Source organism: Agarivorans aestuarii, assembly GCF_019670125.1.
Classification (GTDB): domain Bacteria; phylum Pseudomonadota; class Gammaproteobacteria; order Enterobacterales; family Celerinatantimonadaceae; genus Agarivorans; species Agarivorans aestuarii.
The window spans coordinates 1806716-1832579 of sequence record NZ_AP023033.1 but is presented as its reverse complement, the minus strand read 5'-3'; the positions used below and the strand labels follow the sequence as shown (position 1 = coordinate 1832579).

General features: G+C 43.5%; 26 protein-coding genes. 8 read left to right on the top strand and 18 right to left on the bottom strand.

Annotated elements, in window-relative coordinates; all coding sequences use genetic code 11:
* Window positions 1–6 precede the first annotated feature (6 nt).
* The 12 genes from K5609_RS08570 to K5609_RS08515 form a co-directional block, all read right to left on the bottom strand.
* Complete coding sequence (locus K5609_RS08570; protein WP_221076794.1) at window positions 7–1089, bottom strand: glycosyltransferase; 1083 nt, start codon at window positions 1087–1089, stop codon at window positions 7–9.
* A 13-nt stretch (window positions 1090–1102) separates the two neighbouring features.
* Window positions 1103–2533, bottom strand: a complete 1431-nt coding sequence (locus K5609_RS08565; RefSeq protein WP_221076793.1) for a Wzz/FepE/Etk N-terminal domain-containing protein — start codon at window positions 2531–2533, stop codon at window positions 1103–1105.
* Window positions 2534–2753: 220 nt separating this feature from the next.
* Entirely contained in the window at window positions 2754–3503 is a 750-nt protein-coding gene (locus tag K5609_RS08560) for a substrate-binding periplasmic protein (protein ID WP_221076792.1), read from the bottom strand.
* 95 nt (window positions 3504–3598) lie between these two features.
* Window positions 3599–4765 carry an MFS transporter gene (locus K5609_RS08555; protein ID WP_221077230.1) on the bottom strand — a complete coding sequence of 389 codons (1167 nt, stop codon included), beginning with the start codon at window positions 4763–4765 and terminating at the stop codon, window positions 3599–3601.
* Between the two features lie 28 nt (window positions 4766–4793).
* Window positions 4794–5438 (bottom strand): LysE family translocator, encoded by a 645-nt coding sequence (locus tag K5609_RS08550; protein WP_221076791.1) that lies wholly within the window; start codon window positions 5436–5438, stop codon window positions 4794–4796.
* 178 nt (window positions 5439–5616) lie between these two features.
* On the bottom strand, window positions 5617–6249 hold the full coding sequence (locus tag K5609_RS08545; protein WP_221076790.1) for a GyrI-like domain-containing protein: 633 nt from the start codon (window positions 6247–6249) through the stop codon (window positions 5617–5619).
* A 282-nt stretch (window positions 6250–6531) separates the two neighbouring features.
* Complete coding sequence (locus tag K5609_RS08540) at window positions 6532–7590, bottom strand: linear amide C-N hydrolase (RefSeq protein WP_221076789.1); 1059 nt, start codon at window positions 7588–7590, stop codon at window positions 6532–6534.
* A 273-nt stretch (window positions 7591–7863) separates the two neighbouring features.
* Window positions 7864–8940, bottom strand: coding sequence for a GGDEF domain-containing protein (locus tag K5609_RS08535; RefSeq protein WP_221076788.1), 1077 nt, complete (start codon window positions 8938–8940; stop codon window positions 7864–7866).
* A gap of 260 nt (window positions 8941–9200) precedes the next feature.
* The gene (locus K5609_RS08530; RefSeq protein ID WP_221076787.1) at window positions 9201–9626 is read right to left on the bottom strand and encodes a hypothetical protein; all 426 of its coding nucleotides are present in this window, start codon (window positions 9624–9626) and stop codon (window positions 9201–9203) included.
* An 85-nt stretch (window positions 9627–9711) separates the two neighbouring features.
* The gene (locus K5609_RS08525; protein WP_221076786.1) at window positions 9712–10077 is read right to left on the bottom strand and encodes a SpoIIAA family protein; all 366 of its coding nucleotides are present in this window, start codon (window positions 10075–10077) and stop codon (window positions 9712–9714) included.
* A 94-nt stretch (window positions 10078–10171) separates the two neighbouring features.
* Entirely contained in the window at window positions 10172–10486 is a 315-nt protein-coding gene (locus K5609_RS08520) for a cupin domain-containing protein (protein ID WP_221076785.1), read from the bottom strand.
* Window positions 10487–10517: 31 nt separating this feature from the next.
* Window positions 10518–11105 (bottom strand): TetR/AcrR family transcriptional regulator, encoded by a 588-nt coding sequence (locus tag K5609_RS08515; RefSeq protein ID WP_221076784.1) that lies wholly within the window; start codon window positions 11103–11105, stop codon window positions 10518–10520.
* A 275-nt stretch (window positions 11106–11380) separates the two neighbouring features.
* On the opposite strand from K5609_RS08515, the gene K5609_RS08510 reads away from it, so the two are divergent.
* From K5609_RS08510 to K5609_RS08500, 3 genes are all read left to right on the top strand, one after another.
* Window positions 11381–11671: a DUF1330 domain-containing protein gene (locus tag K5609_RS08510; protein ID WP_221076783.1), complete on the top strand. Its 291-nt coding sequence runs from the start codon at window positions 11381–11383 to the stop codon at window positions 11669–11671.
* 156 nt (window positions 11672–11827) lie between these two features.
* Window positions 11828–12598 carry a DUF4344 domain-containing metallopeptidase gene (locus tag K5609_RS08505; RefSeq protein ID WP_246611962.1) on the top strand — a complete coding sequence of 257 codons (771 nt, stop codon included), beginning with the start codon at window positions 11828–11830 and terminating at the stop codon, window positions 12596–12598.
* 218 nt (window positions 12599–12816) lie between these two features.
* Window positions 12817–14427, top strand: a complete 1611-nt coding sequence (locus K5609_RS08500; RefSeq protein ID WP_221076782.1) for an ABC-F family ATPase — start codon at window positions 12817–12819, stop codon at window positions 14425–14427.
* Between the two features lie 245 nt (window positions 14428–14672).
* On the opposite strand, the gene K5609_RS08495 is transcribed toward K5609_RS08500, so the two are convergent.
* From K5609_RS08495 to K5609_RS08485, 3 genes are all read right to left on the bottom strand, one after another.
* Window positions 14673–16751: a DUF4962 domain-containing protein gene (locus K5609_RS08495; RefSeq protein WP_221076781.1), complete on the bottom strand. Its 2079-nt coding sequence runs from the start codon at window positions 16749–16751 to the stop codon at window positions 14673–14675.
* 225 nt (window positions 16752–16976) lie between these two features.
* A complete protein-coding gene (locus tag K5609_RS08490; RefSeq protein ID WP_221076780.1) occupies window positions 16977–17654 on the bottom strand; it encodes a glutathione S-transferase in 678 nt (225 codons plus the stop codon).
* A gap of 93 nt (window positions 17655–17747) precedes the next feature.
* Window positions 17748–19997 (bottom strand): peptidase U32 family protein, encoded by a 2250-nt coding sequence (locus K5609_RS08485; RefSeq protein ID WP_221076779.1) that lies wholly within the window; start codon window positions 19995–19997, stop codon window positions 17748–17750.
* 287 nt (window positions 19998–20284) lie between these two features.
* Between K5609_RS08485 and K5609_RS08480 the strand changes: the two genes are divergently transcribed.
* The 5 genes from K5609_RS08480 (at window position 20285) to K5609_RS08460 (ending at window position 22545) form a co-directional block, all read left to right on the top strand.
* Window positions 20285–20995 carry a hypothetical protein gene (locus K5609_RS08480; protein ID WP_221076778.1) on the top strand — a complete coding sequence of 237 codons (711 nt, stop codon included), beginning with the start codon at window positions 20285–20287 and terminating at the stop codon, window positions 20993–20995.
* A 175-nt stretch (window positions 20996–21170) separates the two neighbouring features.
* Window positions 21171–21434 (top strand): DUF5062 family protein, encoded by a 264-nt coding sequence (locus tag K5609_RS08475; RefSeq protein WP_163132895.1) that lies wholly within the window; start codon window positions 21171–21173, stop codon window positions 21432–21434.
* A 153-nt stretch (window positions 21435–21587) separates the two neighbouring features.
* Window positions 21588–21887, top strand: a complete 300-nt coding sequence (locus K5609_RS08470) for a hypothetical protein (protein WP_221076777.1) — start codon at window positions 21588–21590, stop codon at window positions 21885–21887.
* Between the two features lie 116 nt (window positions 21888–22003).
* A complete protein-coding gene (locus tag K5609_RS08465) occupies window positions 22004–22333 on the top strand; it encodes a hypothetical protein (RefSeq protein ID WP_221076776.1) in 330 nt (109 codons plus the stop codon).
* A gap of 26 nt (window positions 22334–22359) precedes the next feature.
* Window positions 22360–22545, top strand: a complete 186-nt coding sequence (locus K5609_RS08460; protein WP_221076775.1) for an HIT family protein — start codon at window positions 22360–22362, stop codon at window positions 22543–22545.
* A gap of 221 nt (window positions 22546–22766) precedes the next feature.
* Here the strand turns inward: K5609_RS08460 and puuE are convergent, their stop codons facing one another.
* The 3 genes from puuE to K5609_RS08445 all read right to left on the bottom strand — a co-directional run bounded on the left by puuE (window position 22767) and on the right by K5609_RS08445 (window position 25779).
* Entirely contained in the window at window positions 22767–23669 is a 903-nt protein-coding gene (gene puuE, locus K5609_RS08455) for an allantoinase PuuE (RefSeq protein ID WP_221076774.1), read from the bottom strand.
* Window positions 23670–23677: 8 nt separating this feature from the next.
* Window positions 23678–25075 (bottom strand): 8-oxoguanine deaminase, encoded by a 1398-nt coding sequence (locus K5609_RS08450; protein ID WP_221076773.1) that lies wholly within the window; start codon window positions 25073–25075, stop codon window positions 23678–23680.
* 74 nt (window positions 25076–25149) lie between these two features.
* Window positions 25150–25779 (bottom strand): TetR/AcrR family transcriptional regulator, encoded by a 630-nt coding sequence (locus K5609_RS08445; protein ID WP_221076772.1) that lies wholly within the window; start codon window positions 25777–25779, stop codon window positions 25150–25152.
* Window positions 25780–25864 lie beyond the last annotated feature (85 nt).

The following is a 25864-nucleotide window of genomic DNA, read 5'->3' as shown; positions in this document are numbered from 1 at the left end:
ATCCCCTTATAAAAAACGGTGGCGTAAAGCTGCATAATTGCGCGCGGTGGTACGTAAATCGCCCGACTGTTTTACAAATTGGCGCGGGTTACCACTGCTCGGTTTTTCCAGCTTTTTCTCTAAGGCTTGGGCCATAGCAAAGGCCGAACCCGGCTCTACTACTGTGCCTGTTCGCGGACACAATGCCTCGGTAGAAGCGCCTACATTGGTGACCACCGCTGGCACTTCACAGGCTTGTGCCTCTAAAATAACCAAGGACAAACCTTCAAAATAAGAGGGCAAACAAAACAGATCTAAGCTTTGATAAAAGCGCGGCATGCAATCTAAAGCGCCTAAAAAGTGCACCCGATGACTAAGCTGTAAAGAGGCTACCTGTTGCTCAAGACATTTCCGCTGAGAGCCATCCCCCGCTAAGGCTAAATGCACATCGGCTGGCAAAAATGGCAGGGCTTCAATTAACACCGCTTGGCCTTTTTCTACTTCTAAGCGCCCTGCACAACCAATGATTTGGCAATCACTCGGTAAGCCTAATGCTTTGCGTGCTTCTTGCTGATTGCCCGGTGTAAAGTTATGTGTATCCACGCCGTTTTTAATCACTTGAACATTCTCATCGGCCACACCTAAGGCGGCTTTAAGCTCGCCAGCCACTAAGTTTGCGTCGGCCACCAACATCGGTTTCACCCACTTAAGAATGGCGCTTTGCAATATGCGACGACGCTGCTGGCGTAAATGCCATGCATCGTGCTCGGTATGAATCACTACTTTTACTCTGGCTAAACGCGCTGCTATGCCGCCATAAATAAGTGGCCCAATATGGTGGGTGTGCACCACCGGCACCGCCCATTGGCGAAACAAGTTGGTGAGCTTCCAGAGTGTTTTCCAACTAAAGCCGGGGGGTTTATTTAAGAACATTAGGCGGTCTGTATAGGGGCGCAGACGTGGCCATGCTGCCAGCGCTTGCTCTTTGGTGCCCTCTAAAGAAATGATGACACCTTGCTCATGCGCCTCTTCCATGCGTTGTAAATCTAGCGCCATGGTTTCGATGCCGCCCGGTTGTAAGTGCTGTACTACTTGGATCCAAATACTCATTGGGTCATCCTCTTTAATGCGATTCTTTTAGCGGTGGAATACGGCTTAATACCGATACGCCGGCGATGTTTTCTATGTCTTTAATAGTGCGTAAGCTAGAATCTGTTAGCTCGGCAATTACCGCTAAGCTAATCCCTACTGCGATGCCGCCAACAAAGCCCGCTACCACAAACATCCACAAAGGAAGGGTTGATGGGCCGCTGGGAGTGTAAGGTCGGTCGATGATTTTAATTCGGTCTGATTGCTCAAAAACACCAAGCGCACCAGTAACTTGCGCCATTTCGTAGCGGGTGAGCAGGTTTTCATAAAGGCTACGCTTTACTCGCAAATTACGGTTAAGAATGCGTAATTGCTTCTCTTGCTCACCTACCGAGCCCACTTGTCGCTGCAAGGAAGCCGCTAAGCTGCGTAGCTGCGAGACTTCTTCGGCTAAAGCGTCTACCCGCTGGCGGGCAATCATTAAGGCTTCCACCTGCACGATTAGCATTTCACCGTTAGATTCGGTTATCGATATTTGCTGCTGCAATAAAGCTGAGCTGTCGCTATTGCTTACTCCTGATTCTGGTTGAGCCAGTACTTGAGCGCGCTCTTCTTCTAAATGGCGCAATACCCGTTTCACCGCAAGTACTTTTGAGTGACCTTCGGTGTAGCGTGACATTAAAGTGGCAAGCTCGGCGCGGTTTAACACAATTTGTTCTTCTAAGCGGGTTAACACTGGGTTGGTGCGTGATAGCTGTTGGTCGATACTGCCTAGGCTTTGCTTCGCCCCCGCTAGCTCTGCTTCTCGCTCAATAAGGCGTTGGCGAACCTGCGATAAACGCTCAATGTTCGATGAATGCTGCTCTGGTAAGGCATCGGCGTGTTGTGTGCGGTAATTAGCCAAGGCTTCTTCAGCTTCTTCTAGCTCCATGCTGCTAAGGCTTAGGTGCTCGCGCAAAAAACGCTCTGACTCTTTAATCGAAGAGCGTTCTGGTGCTAGCAATTGTTCTACAAAGTGCTTAGATACGGTTTCTAATAGCAGGCTCATGCCCTGTGGATTTGGTGACTTATAGTCAATGCGAATTAGATCTTTACCCACTTGGCGAACACTTAAAGATGCCGAAAGCTGACTAATAACCTGCTCTTTTTTACTAGGGCTATCGGTTTCGAACATCAAACCTTGCTCAATCGCTACTTCGCTTAATACATGGCGGCTATGTAGCAAAGTGGTTAGTGCTTCCAAGCGCCCTTCAAGGTTTGCCGAGACAGCTAAATCTTCTAAGAATGGATTTAAACTGGCGGTTTCTTGCACCAACATACTGGTATGCGAGGCATACTGCTTGTCGGTTAGCATAGACACCAAGGCACCCGCCACTGGCATCAATAATATTGGCAAGACAATTAAGTAACGTCGACGCCATAGCGCATCAACGATTAAATAAATTCTTGGTAGTAACTCGCCCATTGCATTCTCCACTTGATTCAAGTGTTGAATAGCGAATTCCGTACCAATATTTTTTTAACTTATTAATCAATTAGTTAGTGGCATTACAAAGCAAACTCTTAGACCTGATTGCATTTTGCAAGGCAAGTGATCATAACAATCGGCATAGAAAGATTGAGGGTTTACATAAGGATCAAGCACAATTGTTCGAATACGGCTGTAAAAATACTGGCGACGTGGATTATTGAAAGTATTTCTCAAAAATCCTATCGTAGGTGCCGTCGCTCTTCATTTCTGAAAGTGCCTTGTCGTATTCACCTATAACAATGGAGAAGTCACGTTTATTTGTGAACGCCAAGTAACTAGGTATAGCTTCTATAGGAGGTGATAACTGCTTTATGTGATGCGCGGCCCCTAATGTTTTTGCAGTACTAAAGACTACATGCCGATAGGAAGGTATCAAATCCACGCGGCCAGCCAGTAGTTTTCTAACATTACTTTTAGAGTTTTGAGCTTCATCAACTGCCTTGAATAAGCCCTGTTCTATAGCTGCATCAACCTTTGGGCCATAACTGGTACCATTGATAATACCAATTGATTTCTCTGCCAATTGTTGAAAGTCACCGTCAAAGACAATGGGCGAATCAATGGGAACAAAAAAAGCTTGTACCTGAGTAATAAGAGCCTCACTGGTGTAACTCAAAAATGTTTGCCGTTCAGCCGTCATATATACTGAAAATATTCCATCTACAGTTCCTTCTTCAACCGACCTTAAGCACCTTGCCCATGGCATTAGCTTGATTTCAACGGTGTAGCCTGCTCTCATAAATACTTGATTTATAACATCAACTAAAATACCGGTTTGCTCACCATTTTCTATATATGAGGTAGGGATACTGCCAGCAGCAGCTGCAAGAACAATTTTTTCAGCATAAACCTTGCCAGATTGCATGAGTAAAATTGAAAATACTAAGAGTAGAACTTTAAGCATTTGATTCCCCTTTAGCCATCAACAAATGTCGTTCTAATATAAAAAACTTAAGACATATTGGTTATATTACAAACGCATCACCATTATGGTGTGAACTAACGAGCGTTAACTGTCCAAGTCGTTTCTTGATGCAGATCGGGATGACGTGGCACCAAAAACGAAAAGGCCAATGAAGCCACTGCAATGCCCGCCCCTATCCAAAATACTAAGGATGAAGAATACAGCCAAACAAACCCCAACAACGCGGGCAATACCACCGCGGCAATATGGTTAATGGTAAAGCTAACCCCCGCCGAGCTGGCAATGTCGGCAGGATCGGCAATTTTTTGGAAGTAACTTTTTATCGCTATCGCCATAGCAAAAAACAGATGATCGATAATATATAAGCCCGCTGCCCACTCTGCGGTGTCCACCAAAGCATATCCAGCAAATACAAAAATTAGCCCTGTGTACTCAATAATTAACGCTCTACGTTCACCAATACGCCCAATCAATTGGCCAATTTTTCCAGCAAACAAAATGTTTAGCACTTGGTTGGCGAGATAGAGTAAGGCGATGTCTGATACTGAATAGCCGAACTTCTCTACCATTAAAAAGCCGGCAAACACCACGAAGATTTGCCTACGTGCTCCACTTAAAAAAACCAAGGTATAAAACAGCCAATAACGCTGGCGCAGTATTAGCCGTTTGTGTTGTTCGTGTTCTGCGGTGTAATGCGGAAACCTTAAGGCTATAAACAACACCGCGATTATGGTTGCTCCACCAAACATGGCGTAAAGCGAGACATATTCAAACTCGGTGTACTCAAGCAAGGCCCACAAAGAGCTATAGGCTAGAACCGCTGCTGCACCTTTTACTGCTAGAGCTTTGCCCATAAAGGCCGGCGTTTCGTCTTTTGGGATCCACTGTAGAGTTAAAGATTGATTCACCGTTTCGAAATAGTGAAAGCCCACCGACATAAGTACCGTAGTAAAGTACAAACCGTAAATACTGGGGAAGAACCCGGTAAGGGTAATACCAATCGCCAACACTAATAGGCTGAGCAAAGCGAAAGTTTGCTCTTTGAGCACTAACAGTACAAAAATTGCAGTAAAGGCTAAAAAGCCAGGGATCTCACGCAAGCTTTGCAAAATGCCAATTTCACGGCCAGTAAACTGGGCGACTTCAATGGCAAAATTGTTGAGCAATACCATCCAAATAGAAAAGCTAAACGGCATTAAAAAGGCCATCATTAACAGAAGTTGTTTCTTAGAACGCTGCATCATAATCCTTGATGAAAGTAACCGGTCTTTAGCTCAGTTCAGAAAAAGCTAAGCGAATACCAAAGGCAGTAAATAAGCCGCCTAAACCACGATTTAACCAACACTTAATTTTGTCACTTGCCTGTACGCGATGAGAAATAGAAGCACTTAACCAAGCTAAAATATGCCCCCAAATCATAGCGTTAAGATTAAACACCAAACCCAACACCACAAATGCTAAGGCTTTGTTTGGCTCGGCTACGTCGATAAACTGGGGAACAAATGCTAAAAAAAACAACGCCACTTTAGGGTTTAAGCTATTGGTAAGAAAGCCCTGGCTAAATATTTTGGAATAGCTGGCTCCAGCGCCCTTATTGTTGCTTAAGTGCAAGATAGCATTGGGGGTGTTTTTTGTAAGAGCCATCGAAAAGCCCATATACAACAAATAGATACAGCCAATAACTTTTATCACGGCAAAAGCCGCAGCCGAACTTGCTAAAATAGCAGAAAGACCAAACGCCGCCGCAGCTATATGTACAAAGGTACCCGCACCAATGCCTAACGCGGCCACCGAGCCAGCTTTAAAACCTTGGCTAGCACTGCGCGCCATTACATACAAAGAGTCTGGCCCTGGGATCAAATTCAGCAAAATACCCGAAACGACAAATAGCCAGAACTCGTTAATACCTAACATTGCTACTACTCCATTAGTGTTTTGCTTTGTGCGCGAAAGCTCTCAGATTAGCATGGAGCTTGTACAAAGCCCTAAGCAGAAAAGGCTATTTACACCAATAAAAGTAAAACATAGTTTGGCAAACTATGCTCAAATTTTAGCTGCTTCAAACAGGGGTAAATCTATTGTTTGTTGCTGGTTATTTTACTTGGAACCTGAGTACGGTTTTAAGCTTGTCTGGTGTTACTTTTCGAGGATCTGACAGGTAAATTTCTCGATGAACTTTAGATAGTCGCGCAAGGCCTTCGGCGACGGCAAAGGCTTCCATCTTTTCAAAGCTTTGCGGCTCATTATCGAACGGGCCTACATGAAGCATTTGTACCGTTTTCCCTTCTTCTATTTGCTCAAAACTAAGTTCTTCAAAAAAGGGGTTAGCTTTTTTCTGTTTTGCTAGCTCAAGCATATCACGGTAAAACGCCTGGTCGACAAAGTCTGGCTGGCGGATCATTAAACGATATACCAGCTCATCTTTATTAATGGTGCCATCGAAGTTGGCTTTTGCTTTTTCGTTAATATCCCAAACACCTTCTAAAGGATAAACGGTAAAATCAAAATAACCTTGCGGTGGCTTATCCATTTTTTTAGGCATCATTTTAATGGTGTAAGCGAGCGCATATAAGGCCTCTACCTTTTTGGTAAAAGCACTGCTTGCAGGGCTCCCCTCACCTTGAATACTTATAAAGGAAAACTCAGGAACGGTAAGGGTTTCTGGTTTGTTTTTCGGGAGATAGAAACTCTTCTCCTTTTTTCTCCATTCATGTTTGGCTTGCATATGCGAACTCTTATTTTCAAGCTAATGATTAGGGTCTGTTGATCTTTGGTGTTGAAATTGCTGCAAAAACCATCAGCAAAGATCAACAGACCCTAGTAGATTATCACGCTTACCCTAAGTCATCATTGTCCTAAGCGGTGTTGTATTAACTGTCTACTTTCATTCCAACATTCGTTTCATAAAAAATCGCATATGCTTTAAGTTTCTCCACTGGATACTGGACTCTGGACACGGCCAACAAAAAAGGCGACTAAAAGCCGCCTTCATTGTTCGGGTTAATCGCTAACCACAGCTACCAAATACAGCTGTAGATTGCGTTTCTGCTTGCTCAACCAAGTTTGCACACGAAACCTCTTTTGCGCTAAAGGCTTCTGCTAAATCGATGCGAATTTCTGCGTAGGTATCTAAATTACGCATTTTGAATGAGCCATTGTCAAAGTTGTAAGTATATTGAATCCAAGTAGCGTAAGTTTCGCCGTTAGCGGGATCAATAATGTCTTGGGGTACTAGGTTGCCTGCGTCAAAGGTAGACTGCAGCTTACCTTCGGTTTGTGCCCAGTTTGCATCTTGCTTAAATTCAACGTTTGCTGAATGGTACAAACCACGCAGCATACGATCTGCCGATGAAATGCTAGAACCAATTTTATGGCCAGTTTCAGTAAGGCTCATATCGCCTGCAGCTTGTGCGTTTGCTTCATGATATTGCTGAAGTGGCGCATTAGCCATTACCCGCATTTGATCATTCACACTACCGCGGTGTACCCGCATTTCCCCGCCTTTATTTAGCTCAAATAACGCAATATCGCCGCTTTTGTCTTGAACCGAAATATGTAAACCATGCTGATCGCCATGAATACCATCTACCCAAGCAAACTGGAATTGCTTGGCTTCAAACGCTTTCACAGCTTCTTCTACTGTAGCGAAGTTTTCAGCCATAAAGCTTGCAGCATCACCCCAGTTTACCGCCGGTGCGCCGTTATCTTTATAGTCTTTAATAAACTCTGCCGAGTCATATAAATACAAGGTTGACGCTGATAAGCCTGCGGCATTAATAGCCTCTCCTACTGTATCAACAAATACTTCACGCTCTTCTAAAGCGAGCGTTGGGTACTTTACTGTCCAAGTTGCGGCAGTTTTATAAGAAGGTACATCTTTAGTTGTTACTTCTGTGCCTACTGGATGAAGAATAGCAACCGTTCCAAGCTGTACACCCCAATCTAACGTACGTACTTGCGAAACGCCGTGTGGAGTATCTAAGGTAATGCGAGAACATGCATTAGCAGTTTGTACAGCGCCAAACGTTACCGCAGCAATGGTTAAAGCAATCATCGATTTTTTCATAGTCATTCTCTCGTTATTAATTGCCCATTCCTTGGCGAATAGTGAACAAAAAAGCACAAATAAAAGTGCTTTCCGGTTCGAGTGATGACAATTAAAACATGACGAAACTAAACTAATTAACCAGCACCTTTAAGGTCAACTAACAGCTTATGATTCAGGTATTAAGTAAAGAACAGCAGGTAAACATGCCCAGAGGCTAGGCAAGTTAAATCACCGTTATAAACAAGCGGATTTAGCTTGTCTAAAACGACGAATCAAACAATAACGATATGCTTAAGCACTATACAGCTGAACGCAATTTCGCCCCTGTTCCTTAGCCATATACAAGGCTTTGTCTGCTTGTTGCAGCAAGGTCTTTAATAACTTCACATCATTACTACTTGCCACTCCAAAGCTGGCGGTGCAGGTAAAATTAGCTTCACCCACGATTGGAATAATGTGTTTAGAGACCCGCTCGCGCATTCGCTCGGCTACTTGTTGCGCTTGCTCTAAGTTGGTTTTAGGCATGGCGATAACAAATTCCTCGCCACCAATACGGGCAAACAAGTCTTGCTCGCGACAAATCGCATTAATTTCTTTGCTTATTTCAACTAAGCACAAGTCACCAACCACATGACCATAACGATCATTAATGCTTTTAAAATAATCAAAATCGAGTAAGACCAAGCTCATTGTTTGGTGCAACTTGTTGGCATGCTCGAGCATTTCGTTACCCTTAGCAAAGAAGCAATGGCGATTAGCCAAACCGGTTAGCGAATCAGTCGACGCTTGTAAGGTAAGTTGTTTTTCATTGGTTTCAATTTGTCGCGCAAAAATGGTGAGTACAAACACCACTTCAATCATATTCACCAACACCACCGACTGATAAAGCAAGTGATTGGTGGCAGCATCTAGCTCTATGAGCGGGTTTAAATTAAGCGTGTTCTCGCAGTAAAGGAACAAACCTACCGAGGCAGTGCTTAATGCCAGCATCTCTCGTCGTTGATGTAACTCAAACAGCAAAAATGCACCAGTTGGTACTAAGAAATAGTAAAGGTGAAAACCACTTTGATTGGTCACATAAACATTGGTGCAAATGAGCAGGTGCACCATTAACACCGAGAAAAACCACGTTTTAGCGCCAGATATATGACCCTTAAGCATAAATGCTAAAGTAGCAAAATAAGCCAAAGTAAAACCAAAGTTGATCGAAGCAACAACAGTGTTATCGAGCAGCAACCAATAATTGAGAGAGTACAAGCCAGAGATAACAGTGGTTATCAAGGCGATAATGTTGGTGAGTTTAATGCGACTAAGCGCCGCAAAAGAGTGCCCGTCGGCCCCTAAATTTATAAGTGTTTTAATTTGCATATTTTATCTGAAACTTCCCTTTCCAAATACAGACTAACATACAAATTCGTAACAAATTATTTCAAATTCACATTTTCTGAGATAAAGCCAAAGCAGCAAACGTCGCCAATAACAGAGCGAAAAGTCAGTAAAATTCATTATTTTTTAATTTACAGCAAGTTAAAGCTAATGCTGAAATACTCAAAAGACCAAGCTGACCTAAAAGCCACTTGCTAACAACTCTGCCAGTTGCCCCCAGCTAAGCCCCCGAGCAAAATCCCTTACTTGGGCATTTCTACCAGTAAATGCCCTTGCTGCGCTTGGCTTAAGTCCACTTCAAAGCGCTGCGGTGACCAGCCATGTACTTTATCGCGCGCCTCAATATAAACCATTGAGCCCACTGCTGGGTGAGGCACATTGCTTAAGCTGCGGGTAAAAGGCTGCTCGTTAACATGAGGATGCAACAGTTCGCGCTCTCCCAACACAAGGCCATTCACATCCACAACTCGCCACATATTGGCATAGTGATCCCAACCTGTATCTCCGTGTAATAACGACACGTCAACCTTCCAGCTGCGTTGTCCGTCTTGGGTAAACTCTGCCGCCACAATGGTAACGTCATTAGCTAAAGCTGATGCAGTGATTAGACTTACAGACAAAAAACCAGCTTGAACAAGCCGAGAAAACTTAAGAAATGAGCGTTGCATAAGAGTGCCTTTGGCTGCAGAGCGTAATACTTAGACACTAGCAGCTAAGGCGAATATTGAGTAGCAGAGTTTTGTAAGAGGCGAGCTAGTGGTTAAGCCATTGTTCGGCTTGTTCAAGCTGATTCATATCAAAAGCTTTAATGCTTAAGCCAGGAATAAGCTTACCTTCCAATTCGCTAATGGTTTGTACCCATTGTTTATCACACAGCACAGCTGCTCGCTCAAACTGGCGGATCAACTTGAACATCTCAGGAATGCGGGCAAACTCAACTGCCATGGCACTTAATGTAGGTAATGCAAAATCTTCGATTCGATACAGCATTTGGCCCTTTTCAATGCCCTGAGCTTTGCTACTAAGCTCATCCAAAGCTAGCTTCATTTCCTCAGCATCTAATTTGCCGCCAAATTCAATATCTAAACGGTTATCAGCAACTTTTGTTACCTTAAACATAGTGGTACTCCAAAGCGAAATTGATATTGATAAGGTCACTTTATGCTAAACACAATGCACAAATATTGCGTTAGATCGCTTTTGTAAGAGCTTACTAGCTGTAAAAAATGGCCAGCCAAATAGTTGCAGTGTTTGCAGTAGTTTCGGCCACTCGGTGCTTTTTATGAGCGGGAATGTTTAAGCAATCCCCCTTAGCTAAGGCAATTACTTCTCCATCTTCAAACTCTATAACTGCCGAGCCCTCTAATAAACTTACCCATTCGTTTTCAGCTTGGTCGTACCAACCGCTCTCGGGTGAAGACTGCCCATAAGAAACAATACGTTCCACTCTTACGCCATCGGCAACTAATAAGTCTTTAAAGTGTTCTAGGCTGGTATCTTTGGGTAAATTAGCAAACAAATTATCCATAACACTTCCTTGTATTACTGAGCTGACTCGCTTATTTAGATAAACCAAGCCCAGTTAAGGTTTGATTAACTATCGCCAATAATTCTGCTTCGCTAGTGAGCACTTTCGACAATACGCTCACCCCCATTAACAGGCTTTGTAAGGCCAAGGCGGTTTCTCTTATTTGCAAGTCTTCAAGCTCCTTATTAGCCACCGCTAATTGCAGTAAATTCTCGAAGCGGGCGATGTTAGCGTGCACCATATTGCTTAGGTTTTCGCCCAACTCTTCGTCTACAGCCACTAACTCAGAGATCGAGTTAATCACCAAACATCCGCGCGCTTCGGGATCGCCAGCTCTAAAACGGCATACATCTGCGAAAAATGCGTTAATTAGCGCGAGTACACTAGTATGTTGCTCTGGCTGGTTTAAAACTTGATCAGGGGTAATGGTGGCGTATAGATCTAGGGTTTCTAAAAACAGCGCTTGGCGACTACCAAATGCGTTATAAAAACTGGAACGCGTTATGCCAAGTTTTTCGGATAAGGCTTTAACCGAACAGGCCTCGTAGCCATGTAACCAAAACTCATTCATGCAATCTTCTATTGCTGCTGAACGATCAAACTTCGCTGCTCTACCCATGGTCTTCTGATACGGCTCAATATGTTCACATGTGTACAAATTAGCATAATTGTACTTAGCTGCCTAATTCCCTGCTCCAGAAGTTGGCCATCTAAGCTTGCTCTTCAGATGAAACAACTATGTTGTGATTTATTTTTGTACACCTATGGACAAAATCAACTTTCGAAACTAAATTGTACACATATGTACAATAAGTATTGTACCTTGTTGGGCGCAGTTAACATGCCCTGTTACATCTTGATTTTATGCAAGCCAACTAAAAGGAAGACCGAGACATGACTGCATTTTTTGTTGCAACAAGCCAAGTAAAAGACCCAGAAAAATTTGCGCAATATGGCCAACAAGCAGCCTCTACACTGGGCGAATTTGGCGGTGAGCTGGTAATAAAGGGGAAATTTTCTGGCAACCTTAGTGGTGCAAATGAGCATGATGCTGTGGGAGTAATTAAGTTTCCCAGTATGAGCAATTTGCAAAGCTGGTACGACAGCCCTAATTACCAAGCGCTTTTGCCACTTAGGGAACAAGCGGTGTTTATGAACATTAGTACTTACGCGGTACCTGAGTAAGCTTTAGCCTTACCCAAGCTTCAATTTTAAACCCAGATTTGCTGGCTCATTTCTGGGTTTACTTAACTTCACATAAGGCCATCACGAGCTAAGGCTAGCAAGCCAAATAACAGCTAAGCTAAAAGCACCAGTCGCTAAATACCTAGAGGCCTGCTATTGAAGCTTATTAAGATACTTGCCATTTTATTGGGGCTTATTGCTTATCCGACATTAGCAAACCAACACGCAACACACATTCAAATAGTAATGCAACCAGCGGTAAGCCAAGCCGATAAAGAAAGCCGTGCGCTTATAAAACGCAGTAATGTAAACCAGCACTTTAGCCAGTTAGTCGCACAACTGTTCAACTTTAGACAAGCCGTCACTTTAGAATATGGCATTAATGACGGCCCCCTATATGACCCTAACGCTCATGGCATTTACATTCCTTATGCCTTTGTTGCCGAGACCCTAGAGTTTTTCGCTAATAACAACTACCAAAAACGCTATGGCATAAGCGCAGAAGATGCGGCCATAGACACCCTATTGCACACCCTGCTACATGAGTTAGGCCACGCTTACATTACCGACCAGCAAATACCAATCCTTGGCAAAGAGGAAGATGCGGCAGACAATTTAGCCACCATTGTATTGCTCAACTACGTTGAACTGGGCGATGAAGTGGCGATAAGTGCCGCCGACATGTTTGCTTTTGAATCGGAAGACAAGCCCAATTTTTACGAGTTAAGTGAGTATATAAATGAACACAGTTTTGATTTACAACGCTATTTTTCAACCCTGTGTTTAGTCTATGGCTCTAACCCTAAACGCTACCCAAAATTGCTAAACGAGATTGACACCAGCTACTTGGTAGAGCGCCAAGAGTTTTGTATTCAACAGTACCAGCAAACTAATCAAAGCTGGCACACTTATTTAAAACAGCCTTAAGGCTGATTTACCTGCTAAAAACTCGTTCCGACTAGCAAAACTCTAAACAATGTCCCCTCCATTTTAGGTTTAAACTAGCGAAGCTAACGCAAAACAATGCTCAAACAACGTACAACTTAACTCGACATAGCTCACACTTTTCTTTATAGTCCGCCACCTTATACGCATACCTTTGCGTGCTTGCTTTACAGCATCATTGCTCACCTCAGGATTATCTTTTGATTTCTACCGCAAACATCACCATGCAGTTTGGCGCTACGCCTTTGTTCGAAAACATTTCAGCTAAGTTTGGTAACGGAAATCGTTACGGCTTAATTGGCGCTAACGGTTGCGGCAAATCAACCTTTATGAAGATCCTTAGCGGTGAGTTAGCACCAAGCTCAGGCAACGTATCTATCACTCCGGGTGAAACTGTAGGTACGCTAAGCCAAGACCAGTTTGCTTTTGAAGAGCATACCGTGGTTGATACGGTAATCATGGGTGATACTGCGCTTTGGAAAGTAAAACAAGAGCGTGACCGCATTTATGCTCTACCTGAGATGTCTGAAGAAGATGGCATGAAAGTGGCCAACTTAGAAACCGAGTTTGCCGAAATGGACGGCTACAGCGCCGAAAGTCGTGCTGGCGAAATCTTACTAGAGGCTGGTATTGCGGAAGAGTTCCATTACGGTTTAATGGCGCAAGTCGCTCCCGGTTGGAAGCTACGTGTGCTGTTAGCTCAAGCGCTATTTGCTAACCCAGACATTTTGCTACTCGACGAACCAACCAACAACTTGGATATTCATACCATTGAGTGGTTAGGCACCGTGCTTAATCAGCGTAAGTGCACCATGATTATCATCTCGCACGACCGCCACTTTTTAAACTCGGTATGTACTCATATGGCTGATATCGACTATGGCGAGCTGCGGATTTACCCAGGTAACTACGAGAAGTTTATTGAAGCCTCGTCGTTGATTAGAGAGCAGCTGCATACCGAAAATGCCAAAAAGAGCGCTGAGATCGACGAGCTACAAGCCTTTGTAAACCGCTTCTCGGCCAACGCCTCTAAAGCTAAGCAAGCTACCTCTCGTGCTAAGCGCATGGAGAAAATCACCCTTGATGAAGTTAAAGCCTCTAGCCGCCGCAGCCCGTCAATTAGCCTGCAGCAAGACAAAAAGCTGCACCGCCAAGCTCTAGTAACAGAAGACTTAGGCCACGGATTTGATGACGGCCCACTGTTTAGTCAAGGCAACATAATTTTGGAGGCGGGTGCAAAATTAGCAGTAATTGGTGAAAATGGCGCGGGTAAAACTACCTTTTTACGCTGTTTAATCGAGCAACTCCAAGCCAATAGCGGCACGGTAAAATGGTCAGAAAATGCCGAAATTGGTTACTGCCCGCAAGACAGCACCAGTGATTTTGATAACGACTTGAGTTTGTTTGATTGGATGTCGCAATGGCGCAATGCCAAACACGATGACTTAATGGTGCGTGGTTTATTAGGCCGTTTGCTGTTTACTGCCGACGACTTTAATAAAAAGGCCAAGGTATGTTCAGGTGGTGAAAAGAACCGTTTGTTGTTTGGTAAGTTAATGCTGCAAAACCGCAATGTATTAGTGATGGACGAGCCAACCAACCACTTGGATATGGAAGCGATTGAAGCCTTAAACAGCGCCTTAGAACTTTACGACGGCACGCTTATTTTTGTCAGCCACGACCGTGAGTTTGTTTCATCATTAGCCACCCGAATAGTTGAAATTAAAGACCAACAGGTGGTTGATTTCCAAGGCACTTATGAAGAGTACCTAGCAAGCCAAGAGCAACTTCAAAAAGTAGCTAACGGCTAAGTTTGCCGAAAATTACAGCAGAAAAGCTCAAGCCTTGGCTTGAGCTTTTTTGTTTCAGATAGATAGATTATTGTCAAACAACCCTCAGCGCTATTTTTCGCCACCAATTCAACCTAGTTATAGTTGAGCGGTAAGCAGTACAAAAATGCTCTGAATAGCCTTAAAAGCAAAAAGCCAGCCTCTCAATGAGGATGGCTTTTTAAGGCGCTTGATAGCTAGGCTATCGGGGCAAATGCATTAAGCTATTACAGCTCAATGCTAACCACTTCGCCGTCTACAGTTAGCTCAAGTGAATTACCAACGATGTTATGAGAAACATTGACGCTTTCACCATTGTTTTTATTTGGCACTAACAAGGTAAGAACGTTATGCTGTTTTGCCGCTTTGAACTCAGTTTCAACATGGCGATGCACTTCAAGATCTTTGAACTCGTAAGGGTCAACCTCACCAAAGCCTTCTACGTTTTTTACCGACAAGATATTGTCTGCAGAAGCGTTAATAAATTGAACGCTTAAGTTGGCGTTTTCACCACGAATCACAAAAGACTTATCTGCTGTTTCAGTGGCAAAGGTTGTATGCATTAACCAGGTTAAGTCTTTCTCTTCAGTGAAGCTGGCTTTGTCTTGCATAACAAATACTTTGCCTTTCACAAACCAAATTTTACGCTTGTAAGACTCAATTTCTGGGGTGAAGAATTTGTATGAAGACGTCGCATCTCCTTCCACAAACTTAACATCAGATTCAGTATCGTAATCAGTGATGTTACCACCCGCTTCAATACAGTAACGGTCTTGGTGACCTTCAAATTTGGTGTTTTTGTTTTCGCCGTACTGCCCTTTACCACCAAATAGCGGCAAGTTTTTAGAGAATGTATGACGACGCCATTTGGTGTGCATATCTACACCAAAGCCACCGTAGTAACCGGTAATAGAAGCCAATGTTTCACCAAAGGCATGCAAGGTGAAAGCGTTTTGGTCACCGTGTGAGTGGCTAATAGAGCCAAACGGTGAACACTTATATACCATGTGAATGTGCTCATCACGTTCACACATCTTGTTGTGGAAGGCAGCCCAACCGGTGATTGGAAATACTTTCAGTAATGGCTCGTTCGATGGCGCTTGCTCTTCTGGCGCATCCCAAAGGATGTTGAAGCGAAGATCGTCGTAACCAAAGTCCCACCAACCAAAGTTGTAGAATTTAGTGTGCGCTTCAGTATCACGGCCTTTAAGCTGGTTGTAGTACCAAACGTACTCCGGTTTTTGGTTAACCCCGGCGTAGTGCTTAATGTTGTAAGCCAGTTTTAAACCAGGGAAGTCACCAATTGAAGACTGGTCACAGAAGCTCGCGCGCTTAGAGTGAACAGGCATGCAATAAAGTGGGAAGTCACCGGTGTTTTCATAGAATGTTTTATTAAACATGTCTACGCCACAGTAAGCTTTTAGCAAATCAAATGCTTCGCCTAGGAAGGCTGTTTGAGTATTCCAGTAATCTGGACCTTCAGCCCAACCGCCATCTTCACCGCCCCATGGTGGGTAATGCACTGCGTAATACTCTAGCGCATAAGCAATGTACTCACCGGCTTTCGGGTGATCGTGGTATAGCGCAATACAGGTAGGAATAATTGCCGAAGAAATTGAACGAACACCGTGGCTGTTCAATGGGTTGTTAAGTAGATCAACGGTCACTTTAAGGTGGTGCATGATTTCGTCTAAACGAACAATCAAGGCATCTTTCACCATTTCACGCTCTTCATCACTGAAGTGAGCGTTTAGCCAATCGTAACCCCAAGCCATGGCTGCAACTACGCGGAATGCCGCTTCGTCGTTATATCCACGAGACGTTACACCTTCAGGATCGTAAGTAGCTAGCTTTAAGGTCCAGGCTTTCGCTTTTGCGATAAGATCGGCTTCTTCACTTACGATACCGGCAATCGAAAGGTTACGGGTTGCGTTAAGGGCCATTTGGCAGTCAACGTACATTTGACGCCAGTAAGGACGCCAAAGAGACGCTTTACCGACGGTTTCTTCTGGGTAGGCTTGTGGCTCTTCATAAGGCGCTGTATCAAAGAACTTCTCCGTCGAGTTCTTGATAAAGTCGTTGTACATGCAAAATGAAGGGTCGGCTTTAACTTTAGCTTGGAATTCCGCTAAGTCAGCAGATTGTAGTAAAAGGCGTGGTCGCGCTTCGCTTAAGTTATCTAAGAAAGATAAATCGAAATCACGCTTTTGTACTTCAATAGGAAGTAGGTCTACCAAGTTGCCAGCTGAAGTGTCATTTTCTAACTTCATCTTTCTAATGGCATCTAGAGATTTTTGCTTACTCATACTAACTCTCTTATTCAATAAAAGTGGAGAGGGGGATTCTTAAAAAATATTAATAGTATTGTATTATTAATAAGAAGTAAGGTAAAACCTAAGGCCTCAGTTTCGGTCAAAAACGCGTGATCAATAGCAAATTTTCAACATGAACATCTAATTACTGGGTAAACCACAGAAGAAATATGAGTGCCCTATTCGATTTTGCTGAATTTTTTGAGCATTAAACAGCCCTTAGCTACCAAACAGGACATTTTGCTGGGTGTCTAACCACAGTGGGTGCTTAAACATGGCCTTGGAAAATAAACGACTTTGCAAATGTTGGTTTAACCACGCTTGCAAGTGAGTATATGGGCCATTTAGGTAAAGCTGCCGATTAACCTTAGAAAACTGTCGCACAAATGGCAGCAACGCATAATCTAGTAGGCTAGGCGTAGATCCCATTAAATAAGCATGTTGAGTTAAGCGTTGCTCTAGGCTTTGTGCAAAAGGTTCACACTTCAACCTACAAGCTTCTAAATCTTCATGATGATAGCGCTTAGCGTCTTTGTATCGCTCTAAGTCAGGTTTAAATTGCCGATCATTTTGCTCAATAACTTGTAGCATTTCATCTAAGGCACCCGCTTGTTTTGAGTACAACAAGTCTTTCGGATCGTTACGCTTTAGTGCCCAAAGCATAATATCTAAGCTCTCGTCTATCACTTGATTATTTGCTGATTCAGGATGATTTGAATCACTTAAAACTAATACCGGCACAGTACCTTTTGGTGATAAGGCTAGCATTTCTTCTGGTTTGTTTTTCATCACTATTGGCCGCAAATACACCGCTTGCTCTGCCAATAAAATCGCCAATCTTGCCCTCATCGCATAAGGGCAATTTTGCAGAGAATATAAGATAGGTAATGCAGTCATCTTGGCAATTCACTCCTTTGGCTGCTTTTGGAATACTTCACCAAGTTTAGTGTTAACACTGCTAACAAGGCGCTAGCAGTGTTAAATATGAACTTACAAACCTTGGCTGTATTGGGCGTTAGTAGACACCGTTACCATGTCGCTTAGCTGCTGTTGCGCTTGCTCATCCCCTTGCAGAAATGCCTCAAACTGCGTCACCAATACGGTTTTATCTAGCTCGGCTTTAGAGCCCGCGCCTATGTTGGTTAGGTCGATAAAAAACTCATCAAACTGGCCTGCTAGATCATTCACAATATCAAAGTTCAAGAACTGCTCGTGGTTGTAAATGCTTGGGTAACCGCCCTTTTGTTTGTCTACCGCAAACGACACACCTTTCACATTAGTGATGGTGGTGGCTTTAGTACACTTAAGCATACAGCCATCTTCAATCGCCGGTTTATTACAGCCTACGGTTTGCTGGAAGAAACACTGGCGGCTAGTCATCATCAAAATAGGATGATAAATGCTGTAGAGCAATTTGAAGTTATCAGGCTTAGTTATGTTTCTAATTTGCATGCGATTGATTTCATTTGAAATGAACGCTCCTGCACAATTAAGCTCTTCTTTTAAGGTCACTAAAGCATGTGAATTGGTGGTATTTAAGAATGGGCCCGCTATCCACTCAATGCCCATTTGGTAAGCCTTAAAGGCCACACCAGTATTGTTGCTCACTATGCGTGCTGGGCGCACTTCTTCCAATAAGCGCACAGCTTCTAGGTAATCTTTGCCAATTAACACTGCTGGGAACCATGGGATTAAACGCGGATTACGCAAGAAAATATCAATGTACTTGTTGTTGCCAGTTTTAAAGCTCTCCGGCAGTTTAAAGTACACATCTGATTCGGTTAAATCACACAGGTGTAAGTCTTTCTCATCGGCAATGAGCAGCGACATGCTTGGCTTAGCAGTATTACGAGGGTGTTTAGCTAAGGCTGGAACCTCTACCGCTGGCACATGGGGTACAGAGTTGTTCAAAGCCAATATTGCTTGGTTTTTCAGCTCACTAATTTGCTTAAGCGGCAAACTTAGGTTAGCGGCTAAGCCTGAGCAATCAAACTCAGCGTAATCGTAATCTCGGTTAGCGAAATTTTTAAAACGCTTCTCAAGCAGTGCTTGGTCTAAAGATTGTTTACCGGCTTGGCTAAGCAACTCTTCAGTCACCAATTGATACACTTTATCGTTATCACCAACAGTGAGAATTAAACGCAAGGGTTGGTTTAACTCACCAGAAAACTGAACCTTTAAAGGCTGCTTAGCAATGCTTAGATACTTAACTTTTTCGGCCAGCTCTTCACCTATTTCGTTGCGCTCTGCATGAAGTCCTTTTCGTGCTTCTTTAATTTCTACCACCGATATAGCGTTATATTGTTGTACCGCATGCTGCACACTGTGGTCGCGCGGGTTATCAATAAACATATCCTTGGTAAGGTTACCCTTCAAAAAGGAGTTGGTGAAATCTCGGTTAAATACTCGGTATAGGTTTGAATCGTCGGCCAATAGCTTTCCGGTTTCAACAAACTTATCGATATGTTTACGCCAGCTATCTACCACCGTGTAAACATAGTGAGCACCTTTAATACGGCCTTCAATTTTTAGCGAGTCAACTTGCGCGTCCACCAGCTCTGGCAAATCAAAATAGGCAGAATTGTCTTTTAGGTTAAGTGGGAAGCGATTGCCGGCATTGGTAATCTCGTATTCATCTCTACAAGCTTGGCTGCAACGGCCACGGTTACCCGAGTTACCCACACTTACCGAGCTTGAATAACACTGGCCAGAAAAGGCGATACACAAAGAGCCGTGCACAAACACTTCGGTTAATACATCGTGCTTGTGGGCTAAAGCCGTTAGCGTTTTAATTTCCGTTAGATTAAGCTCGCGCGACAAGTTAAGCCGAGAAGCACCAAGCTTAGCCAAAAACTCCACTTGCCCTTCGTTATGGGTAGTAAGCTGAGTAGAGGCATGAATATCTAAACTTGGGAAATGCTTTTTAACCAAGTTAAACATGCCCAAGTCTTGCACAATAATGCCGTTTAAGCTGGTATTCACAAGCTTGTTCAGTAGCTTAACCATGGCAGGAATTTCTTGCTCAAGAATCACTACGTTAAGGGTTAGAAACACCTCGCAGTCATACTTATGCGCCAAGCGTAAAATGCCATTCAAATCATCAAAAGAAAGGTTAGAAGCGCGGTTGCGAGCATTAAAGGTATCTAAACCACAATACACTGCATTGGCTCCGGCAATTACCGCCGCTTTAATGGCTTCTACATCACCACCAGGGGCAAGTAATTCAATCTTTCTACTCATGTTTCAAACTCACTTTACTTGGGCTAACAGCCTTATTTTTACTGCGCGGGATTTTAACGGCAACAGAACACTATTGCTACAGTTAACTAACTTCTCTCAGCCTTAGTCATTGGACCTAGCGCCTTTAGTCACTCTAGGCCATACATCTTGCCACTAGCCACAGCCTTACTTTGGCGATTCGCCCCACAAAGCACTAAGCAGCAACTAAACTATAGATAGAGCCCACAGCTTAAGGTGGGTGCTTAATAGCAAATGACCGATTGCTCGAACAATCAGGACTAAAGCTTATGGCTAATACCAACTCACACCCTAGCAAAAAATCCACGGGCACCTGGCAAGTAGTGGTGGCAATTATCATCTTTGTTACCAGCCTGATAGCTGCGTTCTACTGGGGCTACAAAGACATTCACTTTTTGATAGTGAATCCCGAGCTATCAGATAAAGGCAGCGACATTTTCCTAAAATACCTATTTATTGTGGTTGCAGTAGAGCGCGCTGCAGCAGTGTTTGTGAGTAATTACCGAAACCGAAAAGTAGCCGATTGGACCTTAAGAATATCCCGCATTAAAGAAACCCTATCCGATGAAAGCCAACACCTAAACGTGCTAAAAATGGTGTTTGAGCGAGAAATCCAAGTCGCCCAAAAAGTCTTAGATAAACAAATGGTTGATTTGCTTATCCCACCAGAAGATACCGCCGATGAATATCGAGCCGCACTATTGTGTATTAAACACAGCTACGAGTTTTCGCTGGCTAGGCATCAATCAACCTGCAACCGCGATGTGACCTTTTTTGTGTTTATCTCAGGCATCGTGCTGGCATCACTAGGGCTTAGTATTCTTAGTGATGTAATGCTGAACTTAACAGATATAAGCGGCATACACGGCCACCTAATAAGAATCGCCGACGTACTCATTACCGGAGGTCTTTTGGGAGGTGGCAGCGCCGGACTTAACTTTGCGTCTACTCGATTTGCTGAGCTGATGAAAAAGAATTGATGAAAAAACGCTGATTGGTGGTCGCAACAATTACTTTCTTTCTCGCTTAAATGACCATTTTTAAAGCAACTGAACTATTGTTTTTGGTATGACTAACAATTAGTGAGCTAAACACTGTTAATAGCCAACGCTTTACCGTATGTTGAAGAAAAATTGCTACGCAGCGAGATGATTAGTGAAAAAATATAAACATGAAGCTCAGTTACTCAAAAAAGCCTTACAAATTGGTGAGGTATACGCACTGCAACGCGGTTTTGCCAAGTTTCCTCCAGGCATATCAGAGAAAGACAAAGTAGAAGCCTTATACATGTTGTTAGCCGAAGACAAACGATTAACGCCACTTCCAAAAGATAAAACCACCGGCCCAGAAATGCGCCATAAGCTAGTGCTTTGGCTAGCTAACCAGCTACCTAAAGACCACGAGTTGTTAGACGGTTAGTAATAAAGTAATTAACCAGTAAAGCAGCACCAAGTGCTGCTTTTTTATGCCTATGTGTACCGCCCAAATAAGGTTGACACCTATCCAGCATGAAATGGAGAGTGTCATGAAAACAAGCAGTAAACGTAGTCTAAAAGACCAGGGATTGTGAATTTGAGCAATTTGTTACGCTCTCAAGTTATACAGTGGCTGCTTGCTTATATAACCAGCGTTACTATTTTTAGTTTTTATATCATTGAGCCTTCGCCTAGCCTTGCCCTTCTGTTTTTTTCATTGTTGTTAGGCCCATTTGGAGTTCTTTTCGATACTGCATATGCTTTAATGTTGCTTTTAGCATCTATGTTGTTTTGTGTAGGGTTGTACTTTCGGCACTTATTGCTTGGTAAGGCACTAAATACTTTAGGATTTTGTATTTGGCTATATGTAGGTTTTTTTGTTGCTGCACAACAGTAGTACTTAAAAAATCAATCAAGAGGGATAAATACATTGCGCGACTATTTCGGTGTGCTGAAGCCTAGCACACAGTGCAATTGCTCATTATCAAATTCTTTATACGGAAAGGAAGCATCGTGCTAAAGAAAACATGCCCATGGTGTGGCGAAAAACCTACATTTAATCAACTCGGCCGCAGACCAATTCATAATGATCCAAAGTGGTATCAGTTTTCTAGAAGTGTGCGAGTGTGCCCTTATTGTGCGGGCGCCGTAAAACTAGGCGGAAAGGCCATTTGGTTTATGGTCTTAGCTTTACCTTCATCTTTATCGTTACTAATTGAGATGTTTACCGGCTTTGATGCATTGGGTGAATTAGGTGCTACAAATATTGGTTGGATGCTTTTTTTAGTCGGATGTATTGGCACTTATCTATTTGGTGTTTTTCAAAAAGAAGAAAGCGTATAACAAGGCCTAAAGATCAGGGAACTCAGTTGACATTAGTTGAACGAATTGTGCGCCGTGAGGTTGAGGCTGTGATTATTCATGAATCTGAAAACGTAATAGCATTCGCTGACCATGACCCTATCAACTTTGGGCACATTCTTATTTGTCCAGTTAAACCCTATGAATCCTTTATCGAACTAACTGATGAAGTTCATGATGAAATTCAGAAGTAGGTAATAGAACCGTATATGAGTTAGAGAAAGTAGCCCGCAAGGTGACTTTAGAGTTTTTTGAAAGTGAGCTTAAAGCGGCGTTTATTCAAATAGTTGCAGACAGCGAATAAGAAAACTCAATCGATCAGCGTTTCTCGGTATACAAGCTACAAACATAATCATTAATCTAGTTAAAATAAGCTAATAACTATTTCTAGCAGTTATCAGCTTTACCTTCACTATCAGCCCTGTTCCTTCACCCAATGCTCTGCAATTTCCTCTCTGGTGGCATACCACACATCTTCAAATTGCTGGGTATATTGAATAAAACGCTGCAGGGCTGCAAACCTTGCGGGGCGGCCTATTATGCGGCAGTGCAAACCAATGCTAAGCATTTTGGGTGTGGTTTCTCCTTCAAAATACAGCACATCAAAAGAATCTTTTAAATATTGGTAAAATTGCTCGCCGCTGTTAAAGCCCTGTGGGGTAGCAAAGCGCATGTCGTTGGTGTCTAGGGTATAGGGCACCATTAACAAGGGTTTGCTGTAGTTGTTATCCCAATAAGGTAAATCATCGGCGTAGCTATCAGCGCAATAGAGAATATCGTCACGCTCGGCAATTAACTTTAACGTATGCGGGCTGGTGCGGCCGGTATACCAGCCTTTAGGTTTGGTGCCAGTAGTTTGTTGATGAATCTCTATGGCTTGCTCTATATGTTCACGCTCTTGCTGCTCGCTAAAATCTTGATAGTGAATCCACCTTAAACCATGGCTGGCAATTTCCCAGTTAGCATCTAACATAGCTTTTACCGCTTCCGGGTTGCGCTGCAGAGCCATCGCAACGGCAAACACGGTTACTGGAATCCCTTGGCTCACAAACAAACGATGCAAGCGCCAAAAACCCGCTCGGCTACCATACTCATATATGGATTCCATACTCATATGGCGATCGGGGTACGCCTCTGCCCCAACTATCTCCGATAAAAACTTCTCGGAATGACTATCACCATGTAATACACAGTTTTCGCCCCCCTCTTCATAATTAACCACAAATTGCAGGGCAACTTTGGCTTTGTTTGGCCAGTTGGCTTTAGGCGGGTTTTGGCCGTAGCCGACTAGATCTCGAGGGTAGTTATTGTTGCTCATAGTTATCCTTAGTTCACCAATTGAATGGCTAATTGGTGATGCTGCAATTTAAGTTGTTCTAGCTGGGCGCGGGTTTCATCGGCGTCTTCAATAATCCATTTACCCGCTACCATCAGTTTGCTCACTTGGCTTGCACCACATAAAATTAGTGCGGCTAATGGGTCGTGAGCACCCGAAAAATTAAGGCCATCAAGCTTATACAAACCAATGTCTGCCTGCTTACCTGGCGCTAAAACGCCAATATCATCGCGCCCCAATACCGCGGCACTACCTTGGGTTGCCCAATTAAGCACTTGGTGGTGAGTGATTTGGTCGGCGCGATAACGCAAGCGCTGCTGCATTAATGAATGGCGTAACTCTTGAATCATGTTAGAGCTGTCGTTAGAAGCTGAGCCATCTACCGCCATGCCTAGCTTACAACCGGCTTTGGCTAAGTCTAAGGTAGGGCAAATGCCCGATGCCAATACCATGTTAGAGGTTGGGCAATGTGCTATTCCAACTTGTTCGGCACCTAAACGTTGAATTTCAGTTTGATCGAAATGAATGCCATGGGCTAACCACGTTTGTGGCCCTAGCCACCCGCAATGCTCCAAATAATCTACCGGTCGCATGCCTAGCGTTCTCAAACAAAAGTCGTTTTCATCAATGGTTTCACCAAGGTGAGTATGCAGTCGTACACCTTGCTCTTTGGCTAAAGTAGCGGTGTCGCACATTAGCGATTCAGTCACCGAAAAAGGTGAGCATGGCGCAAGCGCTAAGTTAAGCATGCTGCCTTCTTCAGCACTGTGATAGCGCTTAATTAAACGCAGGCTATCATCAAGAATTTGCTGCTCGGTTTGCACTACTGAGTCCGGCGGCAAGCCGCCGTCTTTTTGTGACAAACTCATACTGCCGCGGGTTAAGGTTGCCCGCACTCCCAAGCGCCCTACTACCTCGGCTTGAATATCTATCGCCTCGCTTAAGGCATGATTAAATACATAGTGATGATCGGCCACCGTTGTCGCGCCGCTCAACATTAGCTCCCAACAAGCAATCTCTGTAGCAACCTCGATGTGCTTAGCAGTAAGGCCAGCCCATACTGGGTAAAGCGTTTGTAACCAAGGAAATAACGGCTGATTAATTGCAGCCGGCAAGCAGCGCGTAAGGGTTTGATAAAAGTGGTGATGGGTATTAATTAAGCCAGGCAGCAACACCATATCACTGGCGTCGAGCTGTTGGTCTACTGCCGTAACCGGCTGCTGCCCTGCTGCAATACATTCAATAATTTGGCTTCCTTGAATCACAATGCCACCGCGTAAATCACGCTCGGCATCGGGGCCGCTGATAGCTCCGCTAAATACGGTTAAAGGATTTTTAATCCAAAGAGTTTGGCTTGATTGTAGAGCTTGATTAGAGAGTGGCGACATTACTTAAAGCTTGTCCTGTTAGCATAGTAGCTAAAGCATAAGCAAAAATCTGACCAAGCACTCAGCTTTTTGCTTTAGCTTTTTAAGCCAATCCCGCGAATAACTATATCAATCACGTTTTGTTCGGCTTTGGCAAACTCTTCTGCATTTAAGGTTTTACCGTTAATCATTCTAATTTCGGTATCAAAGTCGGCGTAAAATTGAGTAGCCCCCCAAATCAAAAACAACAGGTATAAAGGTTCTATAGCTGCAATTTTTCCTTGGTCTACCCAAGCTTGAATCAAGCTACACTTGTTTTTAGTCCAATCTACAACAGGAAATTGCAAGTTGCCCTTTAGGTTAGGAGCACCTTGGATAATTTCCATAGCAAAGATCCGAGAACTTTTAGGATGGCTACGGCTGTAACGCATTTTAGAGCGAATATAAGCACTAATTGCTTGCTCGGGGTCATCGTTAGCGGTGGTGTTTTCAAAGGCATCGTTCCACATATCTACAATATCTTCGAGCAAGATTTTGTATAGCCCTTGTTTGGATTTGAAGTAATACAGGATGTTAGCCTTGGGTAACTCGGCTCTGTCGGCAATGGCTTGTAAGGAGGTGCCTTGGTAACCGTGTTTCACAAATTCATTGGTTGCCGCTTTAAGAATAAGCCGTTCATTCTTTTTTCTAATTGCGCCACTTTGACCTGCCGTAGCTTTAGCCATGCTAACCCACTCTCCCTGTTGAACTTTAATGCCGAAACTTTATACCAAAGTATTATTAATGATTAATTTATAAATCACTAGCACT

What these genes read in the sequence shown, in the direction of transcription:
- K5609_RS08510 (WP_221076783.1), top strand. Translation starts at nt 11,381, where the DNA reads ATGACTGCATTTTTTGTTGCAACAAGCCAAGTAAAAGACCCAGAAAAA.
- K5609_RS08530 (WP_221076787.1), bottom strand. Translation starts at nt 9,626, where the DNA reads ATGCAACGCTCATTTCTTAAGTTTTCTCGGCTTGTTCAAGCTGGTTTT.
- K5609_RS08540 (WP_221076789.1), bottom strand. Translation starts at nt 7,590, where the DNA reads ATGAAAAAATCGATGATTGCTTTAACCATTGCTGCGGTAACGTTTGGC.
- K5609_RS08565 (WP_221076793.1), bottom strand. Translation starts at nt 2,533, where the DNA reads ATGGGCGAGTTACTACCAAGAATTTATTTAATCGTTGATGCGCTATGG.
- K5609_RS08450 (WP_221076773.1), bottom strand. Translation starts at nt 25,075, where the DNA reads ATGTCGCCACTCTCTAATCAAGCTCTACAATCAAGCCAAACTCTTTGG.
- K5609_RS08495 (WP_221076781.1), bottom strand. Translation starts at nt 16,751, where the DNA reads ATGAGTAAGCAAAAATCTCTAGATGCCATTAGAAAGATGAAGTTAGAA.
- K5609_RS08480 (WP_221076778.1), top strand. Translation starts at nt 20,285, where the DNA reads ATGGCTAATACCAACTCACACCCTAGCAAAAAATCCACGGGCACCTGG.
- K5609_RS08535 (WP_221076788.1), bottom strand. Translation starts at nt 8,940, where the DNA reads ATGCAAATTAAAACACTTATAAATTTAGGGGCCGACGGGCACTCTTTT.
- K5609_RS08445 (WP_221076772.1), bottom strand. Translation starts at nt 25,779, where the DNA reads ATGGCTAAAGCTACGGCAGGTCAAAGTGGCGCAATTAGAAAAAAGAAT.
- K5609_RS08555 (WP_221077230.1), bottom strand. Translation starts at nt 4,765, where the DNA reads ATGCAGCGTTCTAAGAAACAACTTCTGTTAATGATGGCCTTTTTAATG.
- K5609_RS08490 (WP_221076780.1), bottom strand. Translation starts at nt 17,654, where the DNA reads ATGACTGCATTACCTATCTTATATTCTCTGCAAAATTGCCCTTATGCG.
- K5609_RS08525 (WP_221076786.1), bottom strand. Translation starts at nt 10,077, where the DNA reads ATGTTTAAGGTAACAAAAGTTGCTGATAACCGTTTAGATATTGAATTT.
- K5609_RS08485 (WP_221076779.1), bottom strand. Translation starts at nt 19,997, where the DNA reads ATGAGTAGAAAGATTGAATTACTTGCCCCTGGTGGTGATGTAGAAGCC.
- K5609_RS08570 (WP_221076794.1), bottom strand. Translation starts at nt 1,089, where the DNA reads ATGAGTATTTGGATCCAAGTAGTACAGCACTTACAACCGGGCGGCATC.
- K5609_RS08560 (WP_221076792.1), bottom strand. Translation starts at nt 3,503, where the DNA reads ATGCTTAAAGTTCTACTCTTAGTATTTTCAATTTTACTCATGCAATCT.
- K5609_RS08520 (WP_221076785.1), bottom strand. Translation starts at nt 10,486, where the DNA reads ATGGATAATTTGTTTGCTAATTTACCCAAAGATACCAGCCTAGAACAC.
- K5609_RS08515 (WP_221076784.1), bottom strand. Translation starts at nt 11,105, where the DNA reads ATGGGTAGAGCAGCGAAGTTTGATCGTTCAGCAGCAATAGAAGATTGC.
- K5609_RS08545 (WP_221076790.1), bottom strand. Translation starts at nt 6,249, where the DNA reads ATGCAAGCCAAACATGAATGGAGAAAAAAGGAGAAGAGTTTCTATCTC.
- puuE (WP_221076774.1), bottom strand. Translation starts at nt 23,669, where the DNA reads ATGAGCAACAATAACTACCCTCGAGATCTAGTCGGCTACGGCCAAAAC.
- K5609_RS08550 (WP_221076791.1), bottom strand. Translation starts at nt 5,438, where the DNA reads ATGTTAGGTATTAACGAGTTCTGGCTATTTGTCGTTTCGGGTATTTTG.